This is a genomic window from Streptomyces sp. TLI_053, assembly GCF_900105395.1.
Taxonomy (GTDB): Bacteria; Actinomycetota; Actinomycetes; order Streptomycetales; family Streptomycetaceae; genus Kitasatospora.
Genome location: NZ_LT629775.1, coordinates 6,725,024 through 6,749,547 on the forward strand (window position 1 = coordinate 6,725,024; position 24,524 = coordinate 6,749,547).

Below are 24,524 nucleotides of genomic sequence, written 5' to 3' on the forward strand. Positions count from 1 at the left end.
GTGCCGGGCCTGGCCTGTGGATCACGCCCGGGCCCCGGCCGGTTGGGTGGGTGGCCGGGCCGCGGCGGTCGTGAGCGTGAAACGATGGAGGCGTGACCGTACCGAACACACCTCCGGATCCCGCGCGCGCCGACGGTGTCACCGATGCCGTGCCCGCCCCGTACGCCGCCGACCGTGATCCGTACGCCGCGCCCGGGCCCGCGTCCGAGCTGTACGGGCTGCCGCCCGGGGTGGACCCGACGGCCGGGAAGGAGCGGTCGGCCGAGCCGCTCGCGCAGCGGTTGCTGCCCGAGCTGAGGATCGGCGCGGCCACCGTGCTGGCCTGTCTGGTGCTCGGGGTCGCGATGGGCGCGCTGTGGGTCTGGCTGGCGCCCAAGGTGCCGCTGGTGGTGGACGGCAACAAGATCCTCTACGCCGACCCGGAGGGCGAGCAGCGGGCCGGGGCCGACAGCGTCTTCGTGCTGCTCGGCCTGGGGGCGGGCCTCCTGACCGCGCTGGGCGCGTTCCTGTTCACCCGGAAGCGGGGCGGCGGGATATCGGTGGCGGCCGGGCTCGCGGTCGGCGGACTGCTGGCCTCGGTCGGCGCGTGGGGGCTCGGCCGCTGGCTCGGGCCGGGCCGGGACCTGGTCGCCCAGGCGCGGCGGGTCGGCAACGGCGGACACTTCTCGGCGGACATCGACCTCGGGGCGTACGGCGCGGTGCTGGCGTGGCCGATGGCCGCCATGGTGCTGCTGCTGGCGCTGTCGGCCGCGTTCGGCAAGCGCGAGGAGGACCCGCCGCCGTACTGGGTCCCGGGGCCGCCGGTCCAGGGCGCGGGCCTTCCCGCGGCGCACCCGGCCGCGCACCCGGCCGCCCCGCCGGAGGACCGCGGAGCGGACCGGGCGGACCGGGCGGACCGGGCGGACCGGTGGGAGGACGCGCCGCGGGACCGGCGGGAGGGCTGACCGCCCGCGCGACCCGTCTCAGCGGGCGATGGGGGCGGTGCGGGCCCCGGTCAGGGTGACCAGGTCCGCGGGGGAGAGTTCGACCTCCAGGCCCCGGCGCCCCGCGGAGACGTAGACGGTGGGGTGGGCGAGCGCGCTCGCGTCGACGACGGTGCGCAGCGCCCGGCGCTGGCCGAGCGGGGAGATGCCGCCCCGGACGTAGCCGCTGCTGCGCTCGGCGGCGGCCGGGTCGGCCATCGTGGCGCGCTTGCCGCCGACCGCCGCGGCCAGCGCCTTGAGGTCCAGCTGCCCGGAGACCGGGACCACGCCCACGGTGAGCACGCCGTCCACGTCGGCGACCAGGGTCTTGAGGACCCGCTCGGCGGTCACCCCGAGCGCCTCGGCGGCCTCCTCGCCGTACGAGGCGGCCGCCGGGTCGTGCTCGTAGGCGTGCACCGTGAACGGCACCCCGGCGGTCTCCAGGGCGACGGTCGCGGGGGTGCCCCGGCCGCCCTTCTTCGGTTTCGTGGCCACGGGGCCTCCGGTGGTCGGTCGGGGCGGGTTCGGGTGCTGGGTCCGGGCCGGTGGGGCCGGGCCAGGTCCGGGCCGGTGGGTCCGGGCCGGTTCAGTTGGGGCTGAAGGACTGACGGGTCAGATTGACGGCGGGCAGCGAGGGGAGCCAGCCGAGCACCGCGCTCTCGCGGCGCAGCAGCTCGAGTTCGGCCCGCAGCCGATGGGCGTTGTCCGGGCTGGCGAGCAGCCGCTGCTTGAGCGGGACCTCCAGCACGGCGGCGGCCGCGACCAGGTAGGACAGCACCTGCGGGTCGTCGGGCAGCTCCTGGCGGCCGACGGTGCTGGCCTCCCGGGCCCCGGCGAGCCGCCGCTGGTAGGTGCGGAAGGCGCGCTCGACCTCGGCGGCCAGGGCCCCGGAGCCCTCGCCGGTGCGCTCCTCGATCGGTTCGGCCTCGCCGACCAGGTACGGGCCGCCGACGTCGACCGAGCGCAGCCGGAACCGGGTGGTGCCGGTGACCAGCAGTTCGTAGCGGCCGTCGGCCTGCGGCTGGACGGAGGTGACGTCCGCGACGCAGCCGATGTGGTGCAGTGCCTCCAGAGGGTCGCCGGTGGCGGTGCCGAGGCCGTCCAGCGGACCGGCCGGTCCGTCGTCGGGGCGGACCGGGGCGACCTCGCGGCCGTCCTTGATGGCGAGCACGCCGAAGCGGCGCGGGCGGTCCTCGGGCCCGTCGAGCAGATCGGCGACGAGACGGCGGTAGCGCTCCTCGAAGACGTTCAGGGGCATGACCAGGCCCGGGTAGAGCACGTTGTTCAGCGGGAAGAGCGGCAGCCGTTCTGTCACGGCGGACAGCGTAGTTCCCCGGACGCCGCGAGCGCTCCGGGGTTACCGGCCCGGCGGGCGTCAGCCGCGCTGGAGCATCCGGCTGGCGCCGGCGGCGACGGTGGTGGCGAGCACCCAGCCGACGACGACCAGGCCCGCCGAGACCCACTGGGAGGCTCCGCCGGGGTTCCAGCCGCCCTGGCCCAGGTCGACGACCGGCAGCAGCTGGCCGAGCGCGTACAGCACCGGGTTCCAGTGCGGCCGCTCGTCGGCCTTCAGCGGCTGGAGCGGGTGGGTGGCGAAGTACAGGCTGCCGAGCGCCCACGCGAGCAGCAGCCAGAGCGCGGCCCGGCCGGGCCGGTAGCCGTAGCCGACCGTGGCGTCCTGGACCCGGCCCCAGATCCGGGCCGGCAGCGGCAGGGTCTGCCGGCGGCGCCGCTGCTTGGCGTGCAGCACCTCGCGGGCGTCGTCGTCGGCGCCGTCGCGGCGCAGCGCGGCGGCGAGCTGCTCGTAGGACTCGGGCTGGAACTCCACCGCGGCGCCCTCCAGCCAGGCGATCCGCTCCTGGGTGGGGAACGGCACGGCCGGGCGCAGGCACTCGTAGGTGAAGCCGGTGAGCCGGACCGTGCCGCCCTGCGGCCAGGCGCCGGGGGCGTCGACCAGGTTGCCGATCCGGGCCCGGGACAGCGAGACCGTGCCGCCGGCCGGGAAGCGGCAGGTGAAGCGCAGCTCCGGGGTCTGGATCCGGCGCAGGGTGACCTCGTCGTCCCCGTCGAGGTGGAACTCGGCGTCGGAGAGCAGGCAGGCGTTCTCGAACCGGCCGTCGGACAGCCGGACCTGGCCGAAGGCGCGGAACGGTGTGCTCGGCGAGCCCGGCGGCGGCACCTCGCCGTACCCGGAGCCGTAGTAGGTCTGCGAGCCGTACCAGCCGCCGTCGGCCGAGCCGCTCAGGTACAGCGTGTGGCCGACGGTGAGCCGGACGGCGTTGAGGGCGTTGCGGTTGCCCGGGACGGCGCGCAGCTGGGCGCCGCGCAGCGAGAGCCGGCCGCCGATCCGGGCGGTGCGCAGGCTGACCTCGCCGTCGGTGGCGAGCCGGTCGGCCTCGCAGTCCTGGTTCACCGCGATGCCGTCGGCGGACAGCGCCCGGCCGAACCGGTCGCCGCCCAGCACGGCCTGGTTGAGCAGCAGGTCGGTGCCGATCCGGGCATCGGTGAGCCGGACCCCCTGGCGTATTCGGCAGCGGGCCAGGTGCAGGTCGCCGGAGGTGGCCAGCCGGGAGGCCTCCAGCCGGGGGAGGAGGCAGTTGATGAAGCGCAGCGTGCCGGCCTCGGCCTCGGACATCAGGATCTTCTGGTCGAACCGGCAGTCGTGGAGCTCGACGTAGTGCCCGATCGTGCCGCCGGCCAGCCGCAGCGGCCCCGTGACCAGGGCGCCGGTCAGTTTCAGCGAGGCGACCCGGCCGGGCACGGGGCCGGGACCGTCCAGCAGCAGCCGGGACAGCACCTCGGCCCGGACCGTGCGGCGGGCGTCCCAGACGTCCTCGCCGAACGGGTCGTCCGCCGCCGCGTCGCCGCTGCGCAGGTCGAGGGTCCGGCCGTGCCGGAACGCCTGCCACAGTGCCTGCTCGGCCGCCGTCCAGCCGTCCGGTGCCCGCTCCGCCATGCCGCCCCCCGTGTCCCCCGGTTGTCTCGCCCTTCGTATCACGGACTGAAATGCGGGATCGCGGGTTCCGGCCACTCCTTACACTGGGGGCGTGATCTCTCGAATCGATCTGCGCGGCTCGCTCGACGACCCGCGCGACCTGCTGCCCCGTGCCGACTTCGACGTCGCGGCCGCCCTGGAGAAGGTGCGCCCGATCGCCGAGGACGTGCATCATCGCGGGGTCGCGGCGCTGATCGAGATCACCGAACGCTTCGACGGCGTGCGGCTGGAGTCCACCCGGGTCCCGGCCGAGCAGCTCGCCGAGGCCCTCGCGGAGCTGGAGCCGAAGGTGCGCGCCGCACTGGAGGAGTCGATCCGCCGGGCCCGGCTGGTCCACGCCGACCAGCGCCGCGAGGGGCACACCACCCAGGTGGTGCCCGGCGGCACGGTGACCCAGCGCTGGGTGCCGGTGGACCGGGTCGGGCTGTACGTGCCGGGCGGTCTGGCCGTCTACCCGTCCTCCGTAGTGATGAACGTGGTGCCGGCCCAGGAGGCGGGCGTCGCCGGGATCGCGGTGACCTCGCCGCCGCAGAAGGCCTTCGGCGGCCGGGTGCACCCGACCATCCTGGCCGCGTGCGCGCTGCTCGGCGTCACCGAGGTGTACTCGGTCGGCGGTGCCCAGGCGGTCGCGATGTTCGCGCTCGGCACCGAGGAGTGCGAGCCGGTGAACATGGTCACCGGCCCCGGCAACATCTACGTGGCCGCCGCCAAGCGCTACTTCGCGGGCCGGATCGGCATCGACTCCGAGGCCGGACCGACCGAGATCGCCGTGCTCGCCGACGACAGCGCCGACCCGGCGGAGGTCGCCGCCGACCTGATCAGCCAGGCCGAGCACGGCCCGACCTCGGGCTCGGTGCTGGTCACCGCCTCGGTGGCGCTCGCCGACGCGGTCGAGGCCGAGCTGAAGGTCCAGGTCGCCCGGACCAAGCACGGCGAGCGGGTGGCCGAGGCCCTCGGCGGCCGGCAGTCCGGCATCATCCTGGTCGACGACGTGGAGCAGGGCCTGGCCGTCGTCAACGCCTACGCGGCCGAGCACCTGGAGATCCAGACCCGGGACCCGCACGCGGTCGCCGCGAAGGTCCGCAACGCGGGCGCGATCTTCATCGGCCGGTACACCCCGGTCTCGCTCGGCGACTACGCGGCCGGTTCCAACCACGTGCTGCCCACCGGCGGCTGCGCCTGCCACTCCGCGGGCCTGTCCGTGCAGACCTTCCTGCGCGGCGTGCAGGTCGTCGAGTACGACCGCGAGGCGCTGGCCGGCATCGCCGCGCACGTGGTCACCCTGGCGGACGCCGAGGACCTGCCCGGTCACGGCGACGCGATCAAGGCGCGGTTCGTCGGAGACGAGAAGAATTGGCAGAACGAGTGGACGGTTCCCGGCACGTGACCACGATCGACGACCTCCCCGTCCGGGACGAGCTGCGCGGCCAGTCGCCCTACGGCGCCCCGCAGCTCGACGTCCCGGTCCAGCTGAACACCAACGAGAACCCGTACCCGCTCCCCGAGGAGCTGGTCGCCCGGATCGCCGAGCGGGTCGCCGAGGCCGCCCGCCACCTCAACCGCTACCCCGACCGGGACGCGGTCGAGCTGCGCGAGGGCCTGGCCGGGTACCTGACCCGGACCACCGGCTTCGCCGTCGCCCGGGAGAACGTCTGGGCCGCCAACGGCTCCAACGAGGTGCTGCAGCAGCTGCTCCAGACCTTCGGCGGCCCCGGCCGCACCGCGCTCGGCTTCGAGCCCTCGTACTCGATGCACGCGCTGATCTCCCGGGGCACCGGCACCGACTGGATCTCCGGCCCGCGCAACGACGACTTCACCGTCGACCCGGACACCGCCGCCGCGGCGATCGCCGAGCACCGGCCGCACGTGCTGTTCGTCTGCTCGCCCAACAACCCGACCGGGACCGCCGTCGCCGCCGACACCGTGCTGCGGCTGTACGAGGCCGCGCAGGCCGCCCGGCCCGGCCTGGTCGTGGTCGACGAGGCGTACGTCGAGTTCTCGCACCGCGAATCGCTGCTGTCGCTGATCGCGGGCCGCCCCAACCTGGTGGTCACCCGCACCATGTCCAAGGCGTTCGGCGCGGCCGGGCTGCGGCTGGGCTACCTGGCCGCCGACCCGGCGGTGGTGGACGCGGTCCAGCTGGTGCGCCTGCCGTACCACCTGTCGGCCGTCACCCAGGCGACCGCGCTGGCCTGCCTGGAGCACACCGACACCCTGCTCGGCTACGTCGGCCGGCTCAAGGACGAGCGCGACCGGCTGGTCGGGGCCCTGCGCGGCCTCGGCCTCGAGGTGACCGACTCGGACGCCAACTTCGTCCAGTTCGGCCGCTTCGCCGACACCCACGCCGTCTGGCAGGCCATCCTCGACCACGGCGTCCTGGTCCGTGACAACGGCGTCCCCGGGTGGCTGCGCGTCACCGCCGGCACCCCCGCCGAGAACGACGCCTTCCTGGCCGCCGTCGCCTCAGTGATCAAGGAGCTGTAACCCCGTATGACCCGCATCGGACGCGTCGAACGCACCACCAAGGAGACGTCCGTCCTGGTCGAAATAGACCTCGACGGCACCGGCAAGACCGACATCTCCACGGGCGTCGGCTTCTACGACCACATGCTCGACCAGCTCGGGCGCCACGGCCTCTTCGACCTGACCGTGAAGACCGACGGCGACCTGCACATCGACAGCCACCACACCATCGAGGACACCGCCCTCGCACTGGGCGCGGCCTTCCGGCAGGCGCTCGGCGACAAGGTCGGCATCTACCGCTTCGGCAACTGCACCGTCCCGCTGGACGAGTCGCTCGCCCAGGTGACCGTCGACCTCTCCGGCCGCCCCTACCTGGTGCACACCGAGCCGGAGAACATGGCGCCGATGATCGGCGCCTACGACACCACCATGACCCGGCACATCCTGGAGTCCTTCGTGGCCCAGGCCCGGATCGCCCTGCACGTCCACGTGCCCTACGGGCGCAACGCGCACCACATCGTGGAGTGCCAGTTCAAGGCGCTGGCCCGGGCCCTGCGCTACGCCGCCGAGCGCGACCCGCGCGCGGCCGGCATCCTCCCGTCGACCAAGGGTGCGCTGTGAGCAACACCGCGATGATCCTCATCTTCGTCGGGCTCTTCCTGGCCGGCGGCGTGATCTCGTTCTGGAAGCAGAAGCAGGCGAAGGGCGTCATCCTCGTCCTCGCGCTGGGCTCGGCCATGTGCCTGGGCGCCGGCCTGATGCGCCTGTAACCGCGCGAACGAAGACCGGCGAACGAAAGACTGGACACCTGAACATGGGCAAGAACGTCGTGGTGCTCGACTACGGCTCCGGCAACCTCCGCTCGGCGCAGCGCGCCCTGGAGCGGACCGGCGCCACCGTCACCGTCACCTCCGACTACCGGAAGGCGATGGACGCCGACGGCCTGCTCGTCCCCGGCGTCGGCGCCTTCGAGGCCTGCATGCGCGGACTGAAGTCGGTCCGCGGGGACTGGATCGTCGGGCGCCGGCTGGCCGGCGGCCGACCGGTCATGGGCATCTGCGTGGGCATGCAGATCCTCTTCGAGAAGGGCGTCGAGCACGGGGTGGAGACCGCCGGCTGCGACGAGTGGCCGGGCACCGTGGAGCCGCTGGAGGCCCCGGTCGTCCCGCACATGGGCTGGAACACCGTGGACGCCCCCGAGGGCAACCGGATGTTCGCCGGCCTGGACGCGGACGCCCGCTTCTACTTCGTCCACTCCTACGGGGTGCGCCACTGGGAACTCGAGACGCACAGCGCGCGGATCAACCCGCCGCTGGTCACCTGGGCCACGCACGGGCAGCCGTTCGTGGCGGCGATCGAGAACGGCCCGCTCTGGGCCACCCAGTTCCACCCCGAGAAGTCCGGCGACGCCGGCGCCGCCCTGCTGACCAACTGGGTCAACACCCTCTGACCACGGAAGACGTGTACCTCATGAGCCGCCTCGAACTGCTGCCCGCCGTCGACGTCCGGGACGGGCAGGCCGTCCGCCTGGTCAAGGGCGCCTCCGGCACCGAGACCTCCTTCGGCGAGCCGCTCGCCGCCGCCCTCGCCTGGCAGAGCGCCGGCGCCGAGTGGCTGCACCTGGTCGACCTCGACGCCGCCTTCGGCACCGGCTCCAACCGCGAGCTGGTCCGCGGCATCACCGAGACCCTCGACATCAAGGTCGAGCTGTCCGGCGGCATCCGCGACGACGCCTCGCTGGCCGCCGCCCTCGCCACCGGCTGCACCCGGGTCAACCTCGGCACCGCCGCCCTGGAGAGCCCGGACTGGGTGGCCAAGGTGATCGCCGAGCACGGCGACCGGATCGCCGTCGGCCTGGACGTGGTCGGCACCACCCTGCGCGGCCGGGGCTGGACCAGCGAGGGCGGCCAGCTCTTCGAGGTGCTGGCCCGCCTGGACGCCGAGGGCTGCGCCCGCTACGTGGTCACGGACGTCAACCGGGACGGCACCCTGACCGGCCCCAACCTCCAGCTGCTGCGCGACGTGTGCGCCGCCACCGACCGCCCGGTGGTCGCCTCCGGCGGCGTCTCCTCGCTGGACGACCTGGTCGCGATCGCCGGCCTGGTCGGCGAGGGAGTCGAGGGCGCGATCGTCGGCAAGGCACTCTACGAGCAGAAGTTCACCCTCGGAGAGGCGTTGGAGGCGGTTTCGGGATGACGGAGCGTCGGATCGTGGGCGGCCGGGTCGGCGGGTTCTCCCCCTGGGAGGAACGCCTCGGCGCGGCCCAGGCGATCGCCGCCGGGGACCACGTCCACGTGGCCGGCGCCAGGCCGCTGGTGGACGGCGTGCTGCAGGGCGAGGGCGACCCCTACGAGCAGCTGCGGGCCGCGGTCGGCAACGCGCTGGAGGCCCTGGCCGCGTACGGTCTGACGGCGGACGACGTGGTCCGCACCCGGGTGTACCTCACCCACTCCCGTGACATCGACGCGGCGGGCCGCGCCCACCAGGAGCTCTTCGGGGCCGTGCGCCCGGTCACCACCCTCGTGGTGGTGCAGAGCCTGGTCGACTCGCGGCTGCTCGTCGAGGTCGAACTCGACGCCCACCGCGCCGGACTCGCCGCCACCCTGGAAGCTCTGGAAGGCAAGCAGCCGTGACCCTCGCAGTACGTGTCATCCCCTGTCTGGACGTCGACGCCGGCCGCGTGGTCAAGGGCGTCAACTTCCAGAACCTGCGGGACGCCGGGGACCCGGTCGAGATGGCCAGGCTCTACGACGCCGAGGGCGCCGACGAGCTGACCTTCCTCGACATCACCGCGTCCTCCGGCGACCGCGAGACCACCTACGACGTGGTCCGCCGCACCGCCGAGCAGGTGTTCATCCCGCTCACCGTCGGCGGCGGCGTCCGCGCCGTCGAGGACGTGGACAAGCTGCTGCGGGCCGGCGCCGACAAGGTCGGCGTCAACACCGCGGCCATCGCCCGCCCCGAGCTGGTCCGCGAGATCGCCCGGCGGTTCGGCCGCCAGGTGCTGGTGCTGTCGGTGGACGCCCGCCGCTGCGCCGAGGGCGCCGAGACCGCGTCCGGCTTCGAGGTCACCACCCACGGCGGCCGCAAGGGCACCGGTCTGGACGCCGTCGAGTGGGCCGGGCGGGCCGCCGAGCTGGGCGCCGGCGAGATCCTGCTCAACTCGATGGACGCCGACGGCACCAAGGACGGCTACGACCTGGAGCTGATCCGGGCCGTCCGCGCGGCCGTCTCCGTCCCGGTGATCGCCTCCGGCGGGGCCGGGAAGCTCGCCGACTTCGCCCCCGCGGTGGAGGCCGGCGCGGACGCGGTGCTCGCCGCCAGCGTCTTCCACTTCGGGGACCTGCGGATCGGCGAGGTCAAGGGCGCGCTGCGGGAGGCCGGGCACCCGGTCCGCTGACCGTTCGGCCCGGCGCCGGCCCCCGCCCCGGCGTGCGACCGCCCGGTCGCGCGCCGGGGCGGTCGCGCGCCGGGGCCGGACCGCGCCGGTGGGTCGCCGGTCAGGCGTCCTTCGGCGGTTCGCCCTTGATCAGGGCGAACGGGGCACCGAACGGGTCGGCCAGCCAGGCGAGCCGGCCGACGTCCGGCACGCTCTCCGGGCCCATCAGCACGCTCGCCCCGGCGGCGGTGGCCCGGGCGACCACCGCGTCCACGTCGGAGGAGCCGAAGTACGGCGTCCAGGCCGGCGGCCCGGAGTCGGCCATCACCGGGGCGATGCCGCCGAAGGTGGTGGCCCGCAGGTCCCCCTCGGCCGGGGAGATCACCTTGTACGTCATGCCGGGCGCCGGGAAGTCCTCCTCGCGCCAGCCGAACACCGTGCGGTAGAAGCCGAAGCCGGCGTCGACGGAGCCGGTGTGCAGCTCGATCCAGATCAGCGCGCCGTCCTCGGACACGGCGTCGAGGCCGGTGACGGCGCCCGGCTGCCAGACCGCGAACTGCGCGCCCTGGGGGTCGGTCAGCTGGGCCATCCGCCCGGCGTCCATCACGTCGAAGGCCGGGACCCGGACGGTGCCGCCGGCCCGCTCGACGGCCGCGGCGGCGGCCTCCGCGTCCGGGGTGCGGAAGTACGTCGTCCAGGCGGAGCGCGCGCCCTCCTCGGTGAGCGGGCCGACGGCGGCGACCGTCCGGCCGTCCAGCTGGAGGAAGCCGTAGTCGCCGGCCTCCGGGCCGGCCGACCGGAAGGTCCAGCCGAACACCGCCCCGTAGAACGCGGCGGCGGCGGCCGGGTCGGGGCTGCCGAGGTCGACCCAGCAGGGGGAGCCGGCCGGGAAGTCGGTGGTGAGCATGGTGTCGCGTCCCTTCGACGGAGACGGTAACGACGGGCAGGGGCCGGACAGCCGCCACCGCGGCCCGGCGGCGCCCCTCCCGGCCCCCTGCGAGTCTGCACCCCGCCACCGACATCCGCAGCCGGGGCGGGGACCGACGGGCCGTAACCCCTAGTCGCGCTCGGGGAGCGGGAGGGCGTGCCGCAGGGCCTCGACGGCGTCGTGCGGGCCGTCCACCTCGACCCGGGCGCGGGCGCCCCGGCCGAAGGCCAGCAGCACCAGCTCGCCCGGCTCGCCGGTGATCCGCACCGTCGCCGGTCCGGCCGGGCCGACGGCCAGGGTCCGGCCGTCGGGGTGGCACAGCTCCAGCCGCACCGGGGAGCGACGGCCCGCCTCCATCCGGGCGGGCAGCGACAGCCGGCGCCAGAGCGCCTCGGCCCGGCCGGCCGGCACCGCCGTCGGCGCCGGGCCGTCACCGGCCCGGGCGACGTCCTCGGCGTGCACGTAGTACTCGACGGTGTTGCCCGCCTCGTCCGCGCCGGGCAGCGAGAACAGCGAGAACGGGGGCGGACCGGCGCGGAACATCCGGACCAGCTCCTCGTAGGGCCGCTCGGCGTAGGACTCCTGCACCCGCTGGGTCCAGCCGGCCAGCGGGCCGATCCGGATACCGGCGGCGGCGTCCGGCCGCCGCTCGCGGAGGACCAGGTGGGCGGCGAGGTCCCGGGTGGACCACCCGTCGCAGAGGGTGGGCGCGTCCGGCCCGGCGGCGGCCAGCAGTTCGGCCAGACGGTGGCGCTCGGCGAGAGCGTGGTTAGACATGCGGACCACCCTACGAGTGCCGACGGGGAGTCAGCGCAGGTGTCCGGTGAGCTTGCCGGTGTCCGGCCGGTTTCCCGCCGTCAGGATGCAGGTGTAGTCGCGCCAGCCCTGCTGGTAGAAGGCGTAGCTCGGGCCCACCGGGTAGCTGTAGTACGGCCCGCCGCCGTCCTGCCGGGCCGCGGCGGCGGCCTGGGCCTCCTTGCAGCCGTCCCGCATCGCGTTGGCGACCTGGTAGTCGCCGGTCAGCCCGTCCGGCAGCAGCTGGTCGGCGATCGCCTCCCCGTCGTGCCTGCCCTCGCAGGGGCGGGCCTCCGGCTTGGTGACGGTCCGGCTCAGCTGCGGGTGGTCCAGGCAGGTGCCGACGGCGAAGAAGGCGTACGGGACCGCCTTGGTCGGCGTCGGCGTCGGCGTCGGCGTGGGGGTGGGCGTGGGTGTCGGGGTGGGTGTCGGCGTCGCGGTGGGGGAGGGCGGGGGCGGCGCGGGGGCCGGGTCGTCCCCCGGCCAGAGCAGGACCGTGGCGACCACCGCGAGCAGCAGCACCAGCACCGCGGCGACACCGACCCGCAGGCCCCGGGAGGCCCGGGCGTCGCCGCCCGGCAGCTCGTCGGACCGCTCGGCGTCGGGCCGCTCGGCGTCGGACCGGTCGCGGCCGGACGGCTCGGCGGGCCCGGCGGAGTGCTGCTCGGAGGTCATGACCACGAGAATGGCGCAGAGCGGGGGCACCCGGCAGGCGGTTGGCACAACTCGTTCGATCGGATGGTCCTCCCGGCCGCGCGCCGCACCCCGCGCCCCCGCCCCCACCTGCGCCCATGGGCGCGGCCGCGATCCGGACGGCGGCCCTCGCGGCCGGACCGGGCTGTCACAATGGCCCCATGTCCACCACACCCGCCGCTCCCGGCTCCACCGCCCTGGCCCCCGAGATCGCCGCCCGGCTCAAGCGGACCGCGGACGGACTGCTCCCCGCCGTCGCGCAGCAGTACGACACCGGCGAGGTGCTGATGCTGGGCTGGATGGACGACGAGGCGCTGCACCGCACCCTCACCACCGGCCGCTGCACCTACTGGAGCCGCAGCCGCCACGAGTACTGGGTGAAGGGCGACACCTCCGGCCACGTCCAGCTGGTCAAGTCCGTCGCACTGGACTGCGACGGCGACACCCTGCTGGTCAAGGTCGACCAGACCGGCGCGGCCTGCCACACCGGCGACCGCACCTGCTTCGACGCCGACGTGCTCCCGCTCGGCTGAACCGCCCGCCCCGCTCCTCCCCGTAAGGTGCCGCCCCGCATGGACCTCGAAGCCTTCCGCAAGCTCGCCGTCGACACCCGGGTCATCCCGGTCACCCGCAGGCTCCTCGCGGACGGCCTCACCCCGATCGGCCTCTACCGCGGCCTCGCCGCCGAGCGCCCCGGCACCTTCCTGCTGGAGTCCGCCGAACAGGGCCGCAGCTGGTCGCGCTACTCCTTCGTCGGGGTCCGCAGCGCCGCCACCCTGACCGTCGGCCCGGACGGCGACGCCCGCTGGCTCGGCGCCCCGCCGGTCGGCATCCCCACCACCGGCGACCCGCTCGAGGTGCTGCGCGCCGCACTGCGGACCCTGCACACCCCGCGCCACCCCGACGACGGCCTGCCGCCGCTCACCGGCGGCCTGGTCGGCTACCTCGGCTACGACGTGGTGCGGCGCCTGGAGAAGCTGCCCGACCTCAACCCGGACGACCTGCGGCTGCCCGAGCTCACCCTGCTGCTCGCCACCGACCTCGCCGTGCTCGACCACGTCGACGGCACCGTGCTGCTGATCGCCAACGCCGTCAACCACAACGACCTCGAGAGCGGGGTGGACGAGGCCTACGCGGACGCCGTCGCCCGGCTCGACCGGATGGAGGCCGACCTGCTGAAGCCGGTCGACCCGGGCCTGGCCACCTTCACCCCGACCGGCCCCGGCGAGGTCCGCTCGCCGTTCGGCGGGGCGCCCTACCGGGCCGCGGTGGAGGAGATCAAGGAGCGGATCCGGGCCGGCGAGGCGTTCCAGGTGGTGCCCTCGCAGCGGTTCGAGGCGCCCTGCCCGGCCTCCGCGCTGGACGTCTACCGGGTGCTGCGCACCACCAACCCCAGCCCCTACATGTACCTGTTCCGCTTCCCCGGCCCGGACGGGAGCGCGGAGGGCGGCTTCGACGTGGTCGGCTCCAGCCCGGAGGCGCTGGTCAAGGTCACCGACGGCGAGGCGATGCTGCACCCGATCGCCGGCACCCGGCACCGCGGCGCCACCCCGCACGAGGACGCCGGGCTGGCCGCCGAACTCCTCGCCGACCCCAAGGAGCGGGCCGAGCACCTGATGCTGGTGGACCTCGGCCGCAACGACCTCGGACGGGTCTGCGAGCCGGGCAGCGTCGAGGTGGTCGACTTCATGCAGATCGAGCGCTACAGCCACGTCATGCACATCGTCTCCACGGTGACCGGGAAGGTCGCCGAGGGGCGCACCGCCTTCGACGTCCTCACCGCGTGCTTCCCGGCCGGCACGCTCTCCGGCGCGCCCAAGCCGCGGGCGATGCGGATCATCGAGGAACTGGAGCCCACCCGCCGCGGCCTGTACGGCGGCTGCGTCGGTTACCTGGACTTCGCGGGGGACTCGGACACCGCGATCGCGATCCGCACCGCGGTGCTGCGCGACGGCACGGCCTACGTCCAGGCCGGCGCCGGGGTGGTGGCCGACTCCGACCCGCACGGCGAGGACACCGAATGCCGCAACAAGGCCGCCGCCGTCCTGCGGGCGGTCGCCACCGCGAATACGCTGCGCGCACCACTATCGTGAGAGCGGCGACCCGTCGAGCTGCTGAGGGAGGCGGCCGGGATGACCGCGATGACCACGGCGAGTGCTTGGGACGTTCTTGAAGGTGTGAACCTTCCGGACGGGTACCGGGTCGAGATCACGGACGGAAGGATCATCATGACCCCCCAGGGGGAGAACCAGTGGGAGGTGATCCTCAGCGCTTCGACGCAGATCAAGAAGCAGCTCTCGGGCAAGGGACGCATCCTGTCGGCTGTCATGATCGACTTCCCGTCGACGCTGTTCGGCTACGCCCCCGACATGGCGGTGATCGCGCCGGGTGCCGAGCGGAACAGCAGGCGGCGGTTCGAGTGGCACGACGTGGAGGCGGTGCTGGAGGTCGTCTCCCCCTCCGGCGAGACCGACGACTACGTCAAGAAGGTCAAGGCGTACGCCGAGTGCGGGATCCCGGTCCACGTGGTCATCGATCCGGCGGAGGGATTCAGCACGGTGTACAGCGCGCCGTCCCGGACCGGGGCTTACCGGGAGGCGGAGCGGGTGCCGTTCGGGAACGATCTCTTCCTGCCGCTGGGGGAGCGGACGCTGGTGCTGGAGACGGGCGACTTCCCGGTCGAGCCGCCGACCCCGGGTGCGGCGGCGGGGTGAGGGCGGGGGACACTGGTCCGGTGACCGCTGAAGCCCGTACCGACGCCGTGTCCGCCGAACCCGCCGCCGCCCCCGCACCCGCGCCCGCCGCGCCCGCCGCACGGGCCGGGCGGCGCACGCTCGGGGTGATGCTGCTGCTCACCGTGCTGGGCGCGGTGCTGGTGCTGACCGCCGCCGGGCGGGTCTGGGCCGAGGGCCTGGCCGGCACCCTGGAGGTGTCCGTCACCGGCGGGAAGATCTCCGAACTGCCCGCCGGGCTGGCCCTGGTGGCGCTGGCGGCGGCGGTCGCGGTGTTCGCGGTGCGCGGCGCGGGCCGGCTCGTGGTCGGGGCGCTGACGGTACTGGCCGGGCTGGGCGCCGCGGCGGCCGCGGCGGCGGGCGCCGGGGACACCGCCGCGCTGGACGGGGAGGCGGCCCGCAAGCTGGCGCTGACCGGTTCCGCCGCGACCGGGGTCGGGCACACCGCCTGGCCGTGGGTGGCGCTGCTGGGCGGGCTGCTGCTGGCGCTGGCCGGGTTCCTGACCGTCCGGTTCGGGCGCGGCTGGCCGGCCATGGGCAGCCGCTACGAGGCGCCGACCGGCCGGGCGCCGGTCCGGCGGGCGGCGGCCCGGAATCCGGCGGACCAGACCCCGGCGGACCTGTGGAAGGCGCTGGACCGGGGCGAGGACCCGACCGCGCGCTGAGCCCGCCGGGCCCGGTCGCACTGTGACGCGATAGACCCGCCACCCGCTTTGGGCCGCCGGTGTGCGGCCCGGCACAATGGAGACGTCAACCCGCCAGGGGCCCGCAGGCCCGGCCGGGGCCCCGAGAGCGTAGGAGCACCATCAGATGTCTGCAGGAACGAAGGCTGCCAGCGGCCACACCGTCGCCGCCTGGACCGGCGTGACGATCTCCTTCATCGGCTTCGCCATCGCGGGTGTCGCGATGATCCTGCCGTCGGTGCTGCTGGTCTGGGGCGGCCTGGCGGTCGTGGTGCTGGGCGGCGTGGTCGGCAAGGCCATGGCGATGGCGGGCATGGGCGCGCAGCCCAGCGCCTACACCTACACCCCGGAGGAGCAGGCGGCGCTGGCCGCCGGCACGGCCTGACCCGGTCGCACCTCCTCACGTGAACGGCGGGCGGCAGGCCCGCCGTTTCGTTTCTCCCACCGGGCCGCCGGGAGGGGCACAATCATGGGCGTGAACGCCGCCCCCGCTCCCACCGCCGCCGCCCGGCCGTCCGGCCCCCGCCGGCTGGTTCCGCCGCTGACCGCCGCGGTCGCCGTGGCCGTCCCCGCCGGGTACATCGCCGCGGTGGACCCGAACAACCCCGGGCACTACCCGGACTGTCCCTTCCTGGCGGCCACCGGCTGGTGGTGCCCGGGCTGCGGCGGGCTGCGCTGTGTGCACGCGCTGACCCACGGGGACTTCAACGGCGCCCTGCACGACAACGCGGTGGCGGTGCTGCTGTTCGTGGTGCTGGCGGTGCTCTGGGCGCGCTGGCTCTGGGCGGCGCTGCGCGGACTGCCCGGACCCCGGCTCGCGCTCGGGGCCCGGCGCTGGGTGCTGGTGGCGCTGTTCGTGCTGGTCTTCACGGTGGTCCGCAATCTTCCGGTCGGCGCCGGTCTGGCCCCGCCGGCGCTCTGAGCCCGGCTCCCCCGGTCCGTGCCCGGCCCCGGCCCGGTCCGTGCCGGGGAGCGGCGCGCACCGGCCCGGTGTGTCCGGCGGAACGGCCGGGAGGGGTGGCGGCGGGGTGAAGACGCAGGCCGGAGCCCCCGAACGGTGTCCGCACCACGAGACGCGCGCCGGGCGGATGCGCTGTGCGCCCCCCCGTGCCGATACCATCGAAGGGCCGGAGGCCCATTGGCCACCGGCTCCTCGCCAGTAGTACCGGCAAATCATGATGGGGGCGCCCGAGTGAGTGTGCTCGACTCGATCGTCGAAGGGGTCCGCGAGGACCTCGCCGAGCGGCAGGCCCGGGTCTCGCTGGACGAGCTCAAGGAGCTCGCCGCCAAGGCCCCGGACGCCAAGGACGGCGTGGCCGCGCTGCGCGGTGACGGCATCCGGGTGATCTGCGAGGTCAAGCGCTCCAGCCCGTCCAAGGGCGCGCTGGCCACGATCGCCGACCCGGCCTCCCTGGCGACCGACTACGCGGCCGGCGGTGCCGCCGCGATCAGCGTGCTGACCGAGCAGCGCCGCTTCGGCGGCTCGCTGGCGGACCTGGACGCCGTCCGCGCCGCCGTGGACACCCCGCTGCTCCGCAAGGACTTCATCGTCACCGCCTACCAGCTGTGGGAGGCCCGCGCGCACGGCGCCGACCTCGCGCTGCTGATCGTCGCGGCCCTCGAGCAGCCGGCCCTGGTGTCGCTGATCGAGCGCGCCGAGTCGATCGGCCTCACCCCGCTGGTGGAGGTGCACGACGAGGAGGAGATCAAGCGCGCGGTGGACGCCGGGGCGCGGATCATCGGTGTCAACGCCCGCAACCTCAAGACCCTCGAGGTGGACCGCAACACCTTCGGCAACGTCGTGCACGCGATCCCGGACGGCATCGTCAAGATCGCCGAGTCCGGGGTGCGCGGTCCGCTGGACGTGATCTCCTACGCCAACCTGGGCGCGGACGCGGTCCTGGTCGGCGAGTCCCTGGTGACCGGCAAGGACCCGCGGGCCGCCGTGGCCGACCTGGTCGCGGCCGGCGCCCACCCGGCGATCCGGCACAAGGACTGATCCCGCCGCCATGAAGATCGCCACTCGTCTCGCCCCCGGCTGCCGCCCGCGCGGCTGCCGCGCGCCCGCGCGCCGGGTGCTGGGGCGGCGGGTGCGGTACGTCATCGGCTGCGAGCCCGGACAGGTACCGGGGAGGCGATGGCGTCCGACGTCCGGCTGACCACGGCCATCAGACGTCACGTCATCCGTCGGCGATCGTGCGCCGACATCATCCCGAGGGACTTCACCATGTCCGAAAAGTCCGAGAAGGACTACCTGCCCGGCGCCGAGGTGCCGGACGCGCGCGGCTACTTCGGCGCGTACGGCGGCCGCTTCATCCCGGAGGCGCTCGTCGCCGCCGTGGAGCAGGTCGCCGAGGAGTACGAGAAGGCCAAGGCCGACCCGGCCTTCGCCGCCGAGCTCGACGCGCTGCTCAAGGACTACACCGGCCGCCCCAGCCCGCTGACCGATGTGCGGCGGTTCTCCGCCGAGGCCGGCGGCGCGCGGATCCTGCTCAAGCGCGAGGACCTCAACCACACCGGCTCGCACAAGATCAACAACGTCCTGGGGCAGGCCCTGCTCACCAGGCGGATGGGCAAGACCCGGATCATCGCCGAGACCGGCGCCGGCCAGCACGGCGTGGCCACCGCCACCGCCTGCGCCCTGTTCGGCTTCGACTGCACCATCTACATGGGCGAGGTCGACACCCGGCGCCAGGCGCTCAACGTCGCCCGGATGCGGATGCTGGGCGCCGAGGTGGTCTCGGTGACCTCCGGCAGCCGAACGCTCAAGGACGCCATCAACGAGGCGTTCCGCGACTGGGTCGCCAACGTCGACTCCACCCACTACCTGTTCGGCACCGTGGCCGGTCCGCACCCGTTCCCGATGATGGTCCGGGACTTCCACCGGGTCATCGGGGTCGAGGCGCGCCGGCAGGTGCTGGACCGCACCGGCCGGCTCCCCGACGCGGTGGTGGCCTGCGTCGGCGGCGGCTCCAACGCGATGGGCATCTTCCACGAGTTCATCCCGGACGCCGGGGTGCGGCTGATCGGCTGCGAGGCGGCCGGCGAGGGCGCCGAGACGCCCAGGCACGCCGCCACCCTCACCAAGGGCGACCCGGGGGTGCTGCACGGCTCCCGGACGTACGTGCTGCAGGACGAGGACGGCCAGACCATCGAGTCGCACTCGATCTCGGCCGGCCTCGACTACCCGGGCGTCGGCCCGGAGCACGCCTGGCTGAAGGACACGGGCCGGGCCGAGTACCGCCCGGTCACCGACGACGCCGCCATGCAGGCGCTGCGGCTGCTGTCCCGCACCGAGGGCATCATCCCGGCCATCGAGAGCGCGCACGCGCTCGCCGGCGCCCTGGAGCTGGGCCGCGAACTCGGGCCGGAGGCCACGATCCTGGTCTCGCTCTCCGGGCGCGGCGACAAGGACATGCACACCGCCGCCGAGTACTTCGGCCTCTACGACGAGCCGGGCGCCGGCTCCGCCCACGGGGGTAAGTGACCATGGCTTCCAAGCTCAGTGGCATTCTGGCCGCCGCCAAGGCGGAGGGCCGCGCCGCGCTGATCGGCTACCTGCCGGCCGGCTTCCCGTCCGTGGACGGCGGCATCCGCGCCACCGGCGCCCTGATCGAGGGCGGCTGCGACATCGTCGAGATCGGCCTGCCGCACTCGGACCCGGTGCTGGACGGCCCGACCATCCAGACCGCGGACGACATCGCGCTGCGGGGCGGGGTGCGGATCAAGGACGTGCTGCGCACCGTCCGGGAGGTGGCCGCGGCGCACCCCGCCGCGGCGGTGCTGGTCATGACCTACTGGAACCCGGTGGACCGGTACGGCGTCGCGCGGTTCGCCGCCGACCTGGCCGCGGCCGGCGGGGCGGGCTGCATCCTGCCGGACCTGCCGGTGGAGGAGTCCGTGGAGTGGCGCAAGGCGGCCGAGGAGCACGGTCTGGACACCGTGTTCGTGGTCGCGCCGAGCAGCAAGGACGGCCGCCTCGCGGAGGTCACCGCGGCCGGCAGCGGTTTCGTGTACGCGGCCGCGGTGATGGGCGTGACCGGCAGCCGGGCGCAGGTCGGCGACCTCGCCGAGGACCTGGTCGCCCGCACCAGGGCCACCACCGAGCTGCCGGTCTGCGTCGGCCTCGGGGTGTCGACCCGTGAGCAGGCGGCGCAGGTCGCCGGGTTCGCGGACGGCGTCATCGTCGGCTCGGCCTTCGTCCAGCGGATCCTGGACGCGGACGGGGACGAGGGGGCCGCGCTGACGGCGGTCCGCGAGCTGGCCGGCGAGCTGGCGCAGGGCGTCCGCCGGAAGTAGCACCACGGTCCGACGGCCCGTCACCTCCCCGGAGGTGGCGGGCCGTCGGCGTTCCCCCGGGTGCGGGCGGCCGGCCGGACCCGAACGGGTGAACAGTGCGGGGCGCGCGCATCAGCGGGGGTTGACCGGCGTTGAGTGGAGGGACGAGTGCACGAACCACGTGCCCCCGGGGCGCGGGAGCGAGCGGAAGGGGTCGGCCGATGCCCGGTCTTCAGCGAGCCGTGCTGCTGCGGGCGGCCGCGGCCGCGCTGGCCCTCGGCGCCGCGCTCGGGGCGCAGGCGGCGGTCGTCCCGGCCCTGGCCAAACGGGGGGTGGAGCGGGCCGAGCGGGACGCCTACGTGTGCGCCGAGGCGGTCCGGATGGAGGCGGTGGCGCGGGCCGGGCGCTCGGATCCGCAGGGGCGGCCGGCCCTCCTCGGCGACAGCCGGTACGAGCCCGCGAGGTACCCGGTCGACCGGTACGAGCTCGGGTGGCCGCCCGGCTGCGACCCGGTCGCTCGTTAGGGTGAAAGCCGGTCAACCACTACCAATGTTCACTCTTTCGGCTTAAGTCGCGAAACCGGAGGAACCCGGCGTCACCGTCGGCGGTTCATAGGGCGTGACGGTGTTTCCCGAGGGGGTTGTCCGGATGGCCGGGCCGGTGACGGAGTGGATCGGCACGGCGGCCCGGTTGGGCCTGGCCGTGGTCTGGGGCTGGGCGGGGCTGGCGAAGATCGCCGACCCGGCGGAGGCCGCCCAGGCGGTGCGCGCGTACGAGATCCTGCCCGAGGCCCTGGTCAAACCGGTCGGCCACGGACTGCCCTTCCTGGAGCTGGCGCTCGCGCTGCTGCTGGTGGTCGGTCTGGGCACCCGCCTGGTCGCGGCACTCTCGGCGGGGCTGCTGCTGGCCTTCGTCGCCGGGATCGCCTCCGCCTGGGCACGCGGCATCTCGATCGACTGCGGATGCTTCGGCGGCGGCGGGGCGGTCGACTCCTCGCAGACCGAGTACCTGCAGGAGATCCTGCGCGACACCGGGTTCCTGCTGCTGGCCGCCTGGCTGCTCCGGTGGCCCCGCACCAAGTTCTCGGTGGACGGCTGGCTGGCGCGCTGAGCGCCCCGTCCTCCTCCCACCGCACCACCCCCGCCCCCGAATCTGGAATGTCCAAGGCTGATGAGCGAGAAGAACCGAGAAGGCAAGCGCACCGCCCGCGAGCGGATGCTGGCGGACCGGGCCGCGGACGAGGCCCGCGGCCGGAAGAAGAAGAAGCTGATCATCGGCGGGGTGGCGCTCGCGGTGATCGCCGCCGCCGTGGTCACCGGCGTGGTGGTGCAGGACCAGCGCTCCAAGCCGGAGACCCCCACCGCCGCCCCGGCCGGAACGATCGGGGACAAGAACCTGGTGATCCCGGTCGGCTCGGACAACTCGCCCGCCGTCCTCACCGTCTACGAGGACCCGCGCTGCCCCGCCTGCGGCACCTTCGAGCGGGAGTTCTCGCCCACCATCAGCCAGCTCGAGGACGCGGGCAAGATCTACACCAACTACCACATCGTCTCGTTCATCGACCGGGCGGTGCCGGGCAAGGGCTCCCGCTACGGCGCCAACGCGCTGGCCTGCGCCCAGGACGCCGGGCACTTCCGCGACTACCACGACGTGCTCTACCGCAACCAGCCGGACGAGACCAGCGACGCCTTCGGCGACAAGGCGACCCTGATCAGCCTCGGCAAGCAGGTCAACGGCCTCGACACCCCCGCCTTCGAGGCCTGCGTCAACAACTCCACGTACAGCGGATGGGTGTCGGCGGTCCAGCAGGACTTCGACAAGTCGAGCTACAAGTCCACGCCCACCGTGCTGCTCAACGGGCAGCCGATCTACCCGAAGTACAACAACGAGGAGATCACCCCGGAGAACCTGGTGAAGTGGGTCGACGCCGCCAACCAGGGCAAGACGCTGGGCACCCCGGGCACCCACGGACAGTCGCCCGCCCCCACCAGCACCGCCTCGGAGAGCAACAACCCCTCGCCGAAGGCGGGCTGACCCCGGCCCGCGGGCCCGCACACCGCCGCCGTCCCCTTCCCGCCGGAGGGGGCGGCGGTTCCGTGGCCGGGCCGCGCGCCGATCTGTGCACCGACTGTGACCCGCCGGGGTGTCCTGGGCGGGCCGTCGACCCTGTAGCGTCGGAGCTGCCATGGATATCGCCTACATTCCCAGCCCGTCGCGGGGTGTCCTGTACATCGGACCGGTCCCGCTGCGCGCCTACGCCTTCTGCATCATCCTCGGTGTCGTCGTGGCCGTCTGGCTCGGCAGCAAGCGCTGGGTCGCCCGCGGTGGTGGCAAGCACACGGTCGGCGACATCGCCGTCTGGGCTGTGCCGTTCGGCCTGGTCGGCGGCCGGCTCTACCACGTGATCACCGACCACCAGCTGTACTTCGCCGAGGGCAAGAACCCCTGGAACGCCTTCAAGATCTGGGAGGGCGGCCTCGGCATCTGGGGCGCGATCGCGCTGGGCGCGGTCGGCGCCTGGATCGGAGCCCGCCGCCGGGGCGTGCCGCTGCCCGCCTACGCCGACGCGATCGCCCCCGGCATCGCGCTCGCCCAGGCGCTGGGCCGTTGGGGCAACTGGTTCAACCAGGAGCTCTACGGCCGGGAGACCACGCTGCCGTGGGGCCTGGAGATCGACAAGAAGCTGCCGAGCGGGGAGACGGTCACCGGGATCTACCACCCGACCTTCCTCTACGAGTCGCTCTGGTGCGTGGGTGTCGCGCTGCTGGTGATCTGGGCGGACAAGCGGTTCACCCTGGGCCACGGCCGGGTCTTCGCGCTGTACGTGGCCACGTACACGGTCGGCCGGTTCTGGATCGAGTGGCTGCGGATCGACGACGCGCACCACATCCTCGGCCTGCGGCTGAACGACTGGGTGGCGATCCTCGTCTTCCTCGGCGCCGTCGCGTACTTCGTGATCGTCGGCAAGAAGCACCCCGGCCGGGAGGACCCGGCGAGCATCGACCCGATGGCCGAGGCGGACGAGCGGGCACCGGGAGCGGCGGGGGCTTCGGCCGACCCGACCGCCGGCGAGCCGGGCGGCAAGGCGGACGAGAGGTCCGACGTGCGGCCCGACGGGAAGCCCGGGGAAAAGTCCGACGGAAAGTCGGGCGGGACGGCCCAGGGCGCCCTCGCCGAGAAGCTCGACAAGTTGGAGAAGGACGCCAGGAACCCGGCCTGAGCTGCGCCGATCCAGGCCCGTGGCCGCCTTCCGCACCCGGTGCGGAGGGCGGCCGCCGTCATGTTCGGACAGCCTTACTTTGCTGGAAATGCCCAGGTCAAGAGGGCTACGGTCGATAAGTAAGGCGATCGGACCAATGGACGGAGGGGGAAGAGTCGTGACCGCGACCATCCTGGAGCACGAGGCCGGGCAGCACCCGCGGATACCCGCGGCGGGGCACCACCGGGACGTCAACGGCGGCTGGCTGCGACCGGCGGTGTTCGGTGCGATGGACGGGCTGGTCTCCAACTTCGCCCTGATGACCGGCGTCGTCGGCGGCGCCGTTCCCAGCAGCACGGTGGTGCTCACCGGCCTGGCCGGGCTGGCGGCCGGCGCCTGCTCGATGGCCGCGGGGGAGTACACCTCGGTGGCCTCCCAGCGGGAGCTGGTGCAGGCCGAGATCGAGGCGGAGCGGCTGGAGCTGAGCCGCAACCCGCACGGTGAGCTGGCCGAGCTGGCCCAGGTGTACGTCGACCGCGGGGTGGAGCCGGAGCTCGCCCACGAGGTGGCCCGGCAGCTGTCCGCCGACCCGGACCGGACGCTGGAGGTGCACGCCCGGGAGGAGCTGGGCGTCGACCCCAACGACCTGCCCTCGCCGTGGGTGGCGGCCGGATCCTCCTTCGTCTGCTTCGCGGTGGGCGCGCTGCTCCCGCTGCTGCCGTACCTGCTGGGGGCGACCTCGCTGGTGCCGGCGCTGCTGCTCTCCGCGGCCGGGCTGTTCGCCTGCGGCGCGGTGGTGGCACGGGTGACCGCGCGCAGCTGGTGGTTCAGCGGGCTGCGGCAGCTGGTGCTGGGTGGTGCGGCCGCCGGGGTGACGTATCTGCTGGGGTGGCTGATCGGCGGGCAGATCGGCTAGTGCCGCACTTTGCAAAGTGCACTTTGCAAAGTCTGCCGGGACTTTGCAAAGTCCCGGCAGGGACCTGCGGAGGAGCGCGCCGGAGGGCCGGGCCGGGACCGGGGGCGGAGTCGGGTCGGGCCCGGTCGGGGGCGGGAGCGGCGGCGGGGCCGGGGGAGCGGGGTCGGGGGGAGCGGGGCCGGTCGGTGGGAGGACGGCACGCTGTGCTGTTGCATGGTTATGCATTCCCCTGGGTGACATTGCGCACATGAAGCTCCGGCTCCGCCTGGCTTGTCTCAGTATTCGAGCCGATCGGGCCGAGGAATCGCATCTGCCGATCGAGTGTGGGAATGGATTCGCAGGCGCCCTTGGCCAACACCCGTGGCGGGCGGATGTCGCCCCTGTTTCAGGCGGTCGACGGCCGGGCACAATCGTCAGGGCGTGCGGCGCGGCACGCCCTCCCGCAGCACCCGTGACCTGCGGATCCGTCCCGCGATGTGGACGAGGTATCCCGCTTCCCGG

30 protein-coding genes are annotated in these 24,524 nt (G+C 74.2%); 24 read left to right on the top strand and 6 right to left on the bottom strand.

Features of this window, described 5'->3' with window-relative positions:
* Nucleotides 1–92: 92 nt before the first annotated feature.
* Complete coding sequence (locus BLU95_RS27915) at nucleotides 93–944, top strand: ABC transporter permease (protein ID WP_197698626.1); 852 nt, start codon at nucleotides 93–95, stop codon at nucleotides 942–944.
* An 18-nt stretch (nucleotides 945–962) separates the two neighbouring features.
* On the opposite strand, the gene ybaK is transcribed toward BLU95_RS27915, so the two are convergent.
* The 3 genes from ybaK to BLU95_RS27930 form a co-directional block, all read right to left on the bottom strand.
* The gene (ybaK, locus tag BLU95_RS27920; protein ID WP_093862392.1) at nucleotides 963–1,457 is read right to left on the bottom strand and encodes a Cys-tRNA(Pro) deacylase; all 495 of its coding nucleotides are present in this window, start codon (nucleotides 1,455–1,457) and stop codon (nucleotides 963–965) included.
* Nucleotides 1,458–1,548: 91 nt separating this feature from the next.
* Entirely contained in the window at nucleotides 1,549–2,286 is a 738-nt protein-coding gene (locus tag BLU95_RS27925; RefSeq protein ID WP_173862294.1) for an LON peptidase substrate-binding domain-containing protein, read from the bottom strand.
* A gap of 51 nt (nucleotides 2,287–2,337) precedes the next feature.
* Nucleotides 2,338–3,918, bottom strand: coding sequence for an oxidoreductase (locus BLU95_RS27930; protein WP_093862394.1), 1,581 nt, complete (start codon nucleotides 3,916–3,918; stop codon nucleotides 2,338–2,340).
* A 91-nt stretch (nucleotides 3,919–4,009) separates the two neighbouring features.
* On the opposite strand from BLU95_RS27930, the gene hisD reads away from it, so the two are divergent.
* From hisD to hisF, 8 genes are read left to right on the top strand one after another with little or no spacing between them, the layout of a single operon-like run.
* Nucleotides 4,010–5,344, top strand: coding sequence for a histidinol dehydrogenase (hisD, locus tag BLU95_RS27935; protein ID WP_093862395.1), 1,335 nt, complete (start codon nucleotides 4,010–4,012; stop codon nucleotides 5,342–5,344).
* Entirely contained in the window at nucleotides 5,341–6,441 is a 1,101-nt protein-coding gene (locus BLU95_RS27940) for a histidinol-phosphate transaminase (RefSeq protein WP_093865181.1), read from the top strand. The genes hisD and BLU95_RS27940 overlap by 4 nt, the downstream gene beginning before the upstream one ends.
* A gap of 6 nt (nucleotides 6,442–6,447) precedes the next feature.
* Entirely contained in the window at nucleotides 6,448–7,041 is a 594-nt protein-coding gene (hisB, locus tag BLU95_RS27945) for an imidazoleglycerol-phosphate dehydratase HisB (protein WP_093862396.1), read from the top strand.
* Between the two features lie 11 nt (nucleotides 7,042–7,052).
* Entirely contained in the window at nucleotides 7,053–7,190 is a 138-nt protein-coding gene (locus BLU95_RS42920; RefSeq protein ID WP_037778773.1) for a CG2302 family histidine operon protein, read from the top strand.
* 44 nt (nucleotides 7,191–7,234) lie between these two features.
* Nucleotides 7,235–7,870 (top strand): imidazole glycerol phosphate synthase subunit HisH, encoded by a 636-nt coding sequence (gene hisH, locus BLU95_RS27950; RefSeq protein WP_093862397.1) that lies wholly within the window; start codon nucleotides 7,235–7,237, stop codon nucleotides 7,868–7,870.
* A gap of 20 nt (nucleotides 7,871–7,890) precedes the next feature.
* Nucleotides 7,891–8,616 (top strand): bifunctional 1-(5-phosphoribosyl)-5-((5-phosphoribosylamino)methylideneamino)imidazole-4-carboxamide isomerase/phosphoribosylanthranilate isomerase PriA, encoded by a 726-nt coding sequence (gene priA, locus BLU95_RS27955; protein ID WP_045938181.1) that lies wholly within the window; start codon nucleotides 7,891–7,893, stop codon nucleotides 8,614–8,616.
* Nucleotides 8,613–9,053 carry a Rid family hydrolase gene (locus tag BLU95_RS27960; protein WP_093862398.1) on the top strand — a complete coding sequence of 147 codons (441 nt, stop codon included), beginning with the start codon at nucleotides 8,613–8,615 and terminating at the stop codon, nucleotides 9,051–9,053. The genes priA and BLU95_RS27960 overlap by 4 nt, the downstream gene beginning before the upstream one ends.
* Entirely contained in the window at nucleotides 9,050–9,820 is a 771-nt protein-coding gene (hisF, locus tag BLU95_RS27965) for an imidazole glycerol phosphate synthase subunit HisF (RefSeq protein WP_093862399.1), read from the top strand. Before BLU95_RS27960 ends, hisF begins: the two co-directional genes overlap by 4 nt.
* Before the next feature lie 100 nt (nucleotides 9,821–9,920).
* Here the strand turns inward: hisF and BLU95_RS27970 are convergent, their stop codons facing one another.
* The 3 genes from BLU95_RS27970 to BLU95_RS43400 form a co-directional block, all read right to left on the bottom strand.
* A complete protein-coding gene (locus BLU95_RS27970) occupies nucleotides 9,921–10,706 on the bottom strand; it encodes a VOC family protein (protein ID WP_093862400.1) in 786 nt (261 codons plus the stop codon).
* Between the two features lie 150 nt (nucleotides 10,707–10,856).
* A complete protein-coding gene (locus BLU95_RS27975; protein ID WP_093862401.1) occupies nucleotides 10,857–11,504 on the bottom strand; it encodes a TIGR03085 family metal-binding protein in 648 nt (215 codons plus the stop codon).
* A gap of 30 nt (nucleotides 11,505–11,534) precedes the next feature.
* Entirely contained in the window at nucleotides 11,535–12,197 is a 663-nt protein-coding gene (locus BLU95_RS43400) for a hypothetical protein (RefSeq protein WP_159425011.1), read from the bottom strand.
* Nucleotides 12,198–12,376: 179 nt separating this feature from the next.
* Here BLU95_RS43400 and hisI point away from each other — a divergent pair, with 179 nt between their 5' ends.
* From hisI to BLU95_RS28050, 15 genes are all read left to right on the top strand, one after another.
* A complete protein-coding gene (gene hisI / locus BLU95_RS27985) occupies nucleotides 12,377–12,748 on the top strand; it encodes a phosphoribosyl-AMP cyclohydrolase (protein WP_045938149.1) in 372 nt (123 codons plus the stop codon).
* 39 nt (nucleotides 12,749–12,787) lie between these two features.
* Nucleotides 12,788–14,308: an anthranilate synthase component I gene (locus BLU95_RS27990; RefSeq protein WP_093862403.1), complete on the top strand. Its 1,521-nt coding sequence runs from the start codon at nucleotides 12,788–12,790 to the stop codon at nucleotides 14,306–14,308.
* 39 nt (nucleotides 14,309–14,347) lie between these two features.
* Nucleotides 14,348–14,929, top strand: coding sequence for a Uma2 family endonuclease (locus tag BLU95_RS27995; RefSeq protein ID WP_093862404.1), 582 nt, complete (start codon nucleotides 14,348–14,350; stop codon nucleotides 14,927–14,929).
* 20 nt (nucleotides 14,930–14,949) lie between these two features.
* Complete coding sequence (locus tag BLU95_RS28000; RefSeq protein ID WP_286158586.1) at nucleotides 14,950–15,612, top strand: TIGR02234 family membrane protein; 663 nt, start codon at nucleotides 14,950–14,952, stop codon at nucleotides 15,610–15,612.
* A 145-nt stretch (nucleotides 15,613–15,757) separates the two neighbouring features.
* Nucleotides 15,758–16,015 (top strand): HGxxPAAW family protein, encoded by a 258-nt coding sequence (locus tag BLU95_RS28005; RefSeq protein WP_093862405.1) that lies wholly within the window; start codon nucleotides 15,758–15,760, stop codon nucleotides 16,013–16,015.
* Nucleotides 16,016–16,105: 90 nt separating this feature from the next.
* Nucleotides 16,106–16,552: a DUF2752 domain-containing protein gene (locus tag BLU95_RS28010; RefSeq protein WP_231977821.1), complete on the top strand. Its 447-nt coding sequence runs from the start codon at nucleotides 16,106–16,108 to the stop codon at nucleotides 16,550–16,552.
* 270 nt (nucleotides 16,553–16,822) lie between these two features.
* Nucleotides 16,823–17,629 carry an indole-3-glycerol phosphate synthase TrpC gene (gene trpC, locus BLU95_RS28015; RefSeq protein ID WP_030391399.1) on the top strand — a complete coding sequence of 269 codons (807 nt, stop codon included), beginning with the start codon at nucleotides 16,823–16,825 and terminating at the stop codon, nucleotides 17,627–17,629.
* 10 nt (nucleotides 17,630–17,639) lie between these two features.
* Nucleotides 17,640–17,789, top strand: coding sequence for a tryptophan biosynthesis modulator TrpM (trpM, locus tag BLU95_RS45870; protein WP_380605817.1), 150 nt, complete (start codon nucleotides 17,640–17,642; stop codon nucleotides 17,787–17,789).
* Between the two features lie 68 nt (nucleotides 17,790–17,857).
* Nucleotides 17,858–19,117: a tryptophan synthase subunit beta gene (trpB, locus tag BLU95_RS28020; RefSeq protein WP_093865183.1), complete on the top strand. Its 1,260-nt coding sequence runs from the start codon at nucleotides 17,858–17,860 to the stop codon at nucleotides 19,115–19,117.
* A 2-nt stretch (nucleotides 19,118–19,119) separates the two neighbouring features.
* A complete protein-coding gene (gene trpA, locus BLU95_RS28025) occupies nucleotides 19,120–19,929 on the top strand; it encodes a tryptophan synthase subunit alpha (protein WP_093862407.1) in 810 nt (269 codons plus the stop codon).
* A 200-nt stretch (nucleotides 19,930–20,129) separates the two neighbouring features.
* Nucleotides 20,130–20,432, top strand: a complete 303-nt coding sequence (locus BLU95_RS28030; protein WP_159425012.1) for a hypothetical protein — start codon at nucleotides 20,130–20,132, stop codon at nucleotides 20,430–20,432.
* 124 nt (nucleotides 20,433–20,556) lie between these two features.
* A complete protein-coding gene (locus BLU95_RS28035; RefSeq protein ID WP_093862409.1) occupies nucleotides 20,557–21,018 on the top strand; it encodes a MauE/DoxX family redox-associated membrane protein in 462 nt (153 codons plus the stop codon).
* 60 nt (nucleotides 21,019–21,078) lie between these two features.
* The gene (locus BLU95_RS28040; RefSeq protein WP_093862410.1) at nucleotides 21,079–21,942 is read left to right on the top strand and encodes a DsbA family protein; all 864 of its coding nucleotides are present in this window, start codon (nucleotides 21,079–21,081) and stop codon (nucleotides 21,940–21,942) included.
* Nucleotides 21,943–22,093: 151 nt separating this feature from the next.
* The gene (lgt, locus tag BLU95_RS28045; RefSeq protein ID WP_093862411.1) at nucleotides 22,094–23,128 is read left to right on the top strand and encodes a prolipoprotein diacylglyceryl transferase; all 1,035 of its coding nucleotides are present in this window, start codon (nucleotides 22,094–22,096) and stop codon (nucleotides 23,126–23,128) included.
* Nucleotides 23,129–23,264: 136 nt separating this feature from the next.
* The gene (locus BLU95_RS28050; RefSeq protein ID WP_093862412.1) at nucleotides 23,265–24,023 is read left to right on the top strand and encodes a VIT1/CCC1 transporter family protein; all 759 of its coding nucleotides are present in this window, start codon (nucleotides 23,265–23,267) and stop codon (nucleotides 24,021–24,023) included.
* The last annotated feature ends 501 nt before the right edge of the window (nucleotides 24,024–24,524 follow it).